The organism is Nocardiopsis sp. TNDT3 (assembly GCF_003427465.1).
Taxonomy (GTDB): Bacteria; Actinomycetota; Actinomycetes; order Streptosporangiales; family Streptosporangiaceae; genus Nocardiopsis; species Nocardiopsis dassonvillei.
Genome location: NZ_QPFC01000706.1, coordinates 1 through 2,779, shown reverse-complemented (window position 1 = coordinate 2,779; position 2,779 = coordinate 1). Strand labels below are relative to the sequence as shown.

Here is a 2,779-nt window from a genome sequence, read left to right as displayed (position 1 = left end):
GGCTGTGGGGGCGGGGTCCCCGGTCGGCGCCTCCCGGATCGGCTCGCCGCCGGGCTCCGCCGAGGGCTCGGAGTTCCTGACGGCGGCGACGAGGTCGGTCATCCTGCCGCCGAAGGCGAGGCCTCCGCCGAGGAAGGAAGCGCCCGCCAGCACAGCGATCACGGCGAGCACGGCCACCAGGCCGGTGCCGTAGCGGCCAGGGCGAGGCGACCGGGGCGGCTGGGGCGGCTGCCCGTAGGGCCCCTGTGGACCTTGAGGTCCCTGAGGCCCCTGCGGGCCTTGGGGAACCCGCCCGTGAACGCCCTGTGGACCTTGAGGGGCAGGAGGCCCCTGATGTGTCTGGAACCTCTGAGGAAGCGGAGGCACCTGGGTGCTCTGGGAGGTGTGCGGCCCCTGAGCCCCCGGTGTGGGCTGAGGGCCTTGGGCGCCCTGCGCTGCCTGAGGGCCCTGCTGCCCCGGAGGCGACGGCGGGCCCTGAGGACCTGCGCCCTGCGGGTCTCCGGCTCCGTGGGGATGCGGCCCGCCCCGGGGCGTGTACGCCCCCGGCGGCCTCCAGGGCGGTGGCGAACTGTCGGGATTCACGTACGTTCTCCTCGTTGTCGGGGCTGGTGGCGGACGCCTCGGCTCCACGCTTCGCTGTCCTGACGCCGACTTACCAAACGTTTTGCAATGAATCGTCCCATTTTCTCCGCCACACTGTTCACCGGGGGCACGATCCGGACGACGCGGAACCCGAACCAAGCTTCCCATTATCACCATGTAAGTGTAAAGAAAAGTACCAAGATGACGAATTGAACCTTTTGCCCGGTATGTGATTAGCGTATTTTCGACCAACCTTGGGACATCCGGCGCGCATAATAGGGAAATGCGCGTCCCCGGACCTACGATCGACAACATGACCTGCGTTTTGCTGGCCGAAGACGATGTCTCGATCTCCGAGCCTCTCGCGCGCGCGCTCCGGCGCGAGGGCTACACGGTGGACGTGACCGTCAACGGCGTTGAGACACTCGACCGTGCCCGTGCGGGAGACATAGACCTCATGGTCCTGGATCTCGGGCTGCCCGAAATGGACGGGCTAGAGGTGGCGCGTCGGCTCCGGGCCGAGGGTCACGGAACGCCCATCCTCATCCTGACCGCCCGCGCCGACGAGGTGGACACCGTCGTCGGCCTCGACGCGGGCGCCGACGACTACGTCACCAAGCCCTTCCGGCTCGCCGAACTCCTGGCGCGCGTGCGCGCCCTGCTGCGCCGGGGCGGCGCCGAGGTGCCCGTCGTGCACGGCGTGCGCATCGACAACGACTCCCGCAGGGCCTGGCTGGGCGAACGCGAGCTCCAGCTCACCACCAAGGAGTTCGACCTGCTGCGCGTGCTCGTCCGCGACGCGGGCAAGGTGGTCACCCGCGAGCAGATCATGCGCGAGGTGTGGGACACCAACTGGTGGGGTTCGACCAAGACCCTGGACATGCACATCTCCTGGCTGCGCCGCAAGCTGGGGGACGACGCCAACCAGCCGTCGTACATCACGACCGTCCGGGGTGTGGGCTTCCGGTTCGAGCGAGACTGACGCGACCTTCCGGGGCGCCCCGCGCCGGTCGGTCGCCTCCGGGTCGCACGGACATGAGGTGACATGCGCAGGCGGATGGTTTTCTCCACCCTGGTGGTGACCGTCATCGCCGTCATGCTGCTCGGGCTGCCCCTGGGCGCGCTCACGTACAAGCTGGTGTACGACGAGAGCACCCGCCAGCTCCAGGGCGAGGCGGAGCTGATCGGCGCCGAGAGCGACACCATGCTGGAGCTGCACGGCCAACTCGACCTGGGCGAGTTCGACCACGACCATCCCCACCGCTTCATCCGGATCACCCCGGCGGAGGAGCCCACCTCGGTGACCGCGGGCGATCCCGCGCTCGATCCCGAGGCGCCCGACTCCCCGAGCATGCTCAAGGCGACCGCGACCACCGGCCGGGGCACGCGCGTCGAGGTGTGGATGAGCGCCGAGAGCGTGCAGCAGAGCGTGGTCCGCGCCTGGATGGGGATCGCGTCGCTGTCCCTGCTGGCCATCGGCGTCGCCGTGGGCCTGTCGATGTTCCAGGCCCGCAGGCTGACCCTGCCCCTGCTCGACCTGGCGGCCACCGCGGAGCGCCTGGGCTCGGGCGTGACCACGCCGTGGGGCCACCGGTACGGGATACCGGAGGCCGACCGGGTGGCGGAGGTCCTGGACCGCAGCGCCGAGCGCATCGCCGGGCTGATCGCCACCGAGCGCCACTTCGCGACCGACGCCTCGCACCAGCTGCGCACGCCGCTGACCGCGCTGACGATGCGCCTGGAGGAGATCCTGGCCGAGGCGGACAACCCCGAGGTGGTCCGCGAGGAGGGCGAGGCCGCCCTGGCCCAGACCGAGCGCCTGGTGGAGACCGTGGAGAGCCTGCTGGGACGGGCCCGCAAGAGCCAGAACCCCGAGGTGGAGGCGGTGGAGATCGACCCCGTCCTGCACCACCTCCAAGAGGAGTGGCAGCCGGTCTTCCAGTCCGCGCAGCGCAGGCTGCTGGTCACCGGCGACCCGGGGCTGACCGCGATGACCGTCTCCGCCGACCTGGCGCAGATCGTCGCGACCCTGGTGGAGAACGCCTACAAGCACGGCGCGGGGACGGTCACCATCCGGCGGCTGGACACCGGGCAGTCGGTGCGCATCGAGGTGAGCGACGAGGGCGAGGGCGTGCCCGAGCACCTGTCGGGCCGGATCTTCGAGCGCGAGGTGAGCGGCGGGGGCGGGACCGGGCTG

General features: G+C 70.5%; 2 protein-coding genes. Both read left to right on the top strand.

The annotated features are described in order from the left end of the window. The first annotated feature begins 895 nt into the window (after positions 1-895). Positions 896-1,564, top strand: coding sequence for a response regulator transcription factor (locus DQW06_RS17530; protein WP_013154850.1), 669 nt, complete (start codon positions 896-898; stop codon positions 1,562-1,564). A gap of 63 nt (positions 1,565-1,627) precedes the next feature. Continuing rightward, positions 1,628-2,779 (top strand): HAMP domain-containing sensor histidine kinase (locus DQW06_RS17525; protein ID WP_157983472.1); only part of this gene is annotated, 1,152 nt, incomplete at its 3' end.

Coding starts and splice junctions, on each gene's coding strand:
- DQW06_RS17530 (WP_013154850.1), top strand. CDS start 896: ATGACCTGCGTTTTGCTGGCCGAAGACGATGTCTCGATCTCCGAGCCT.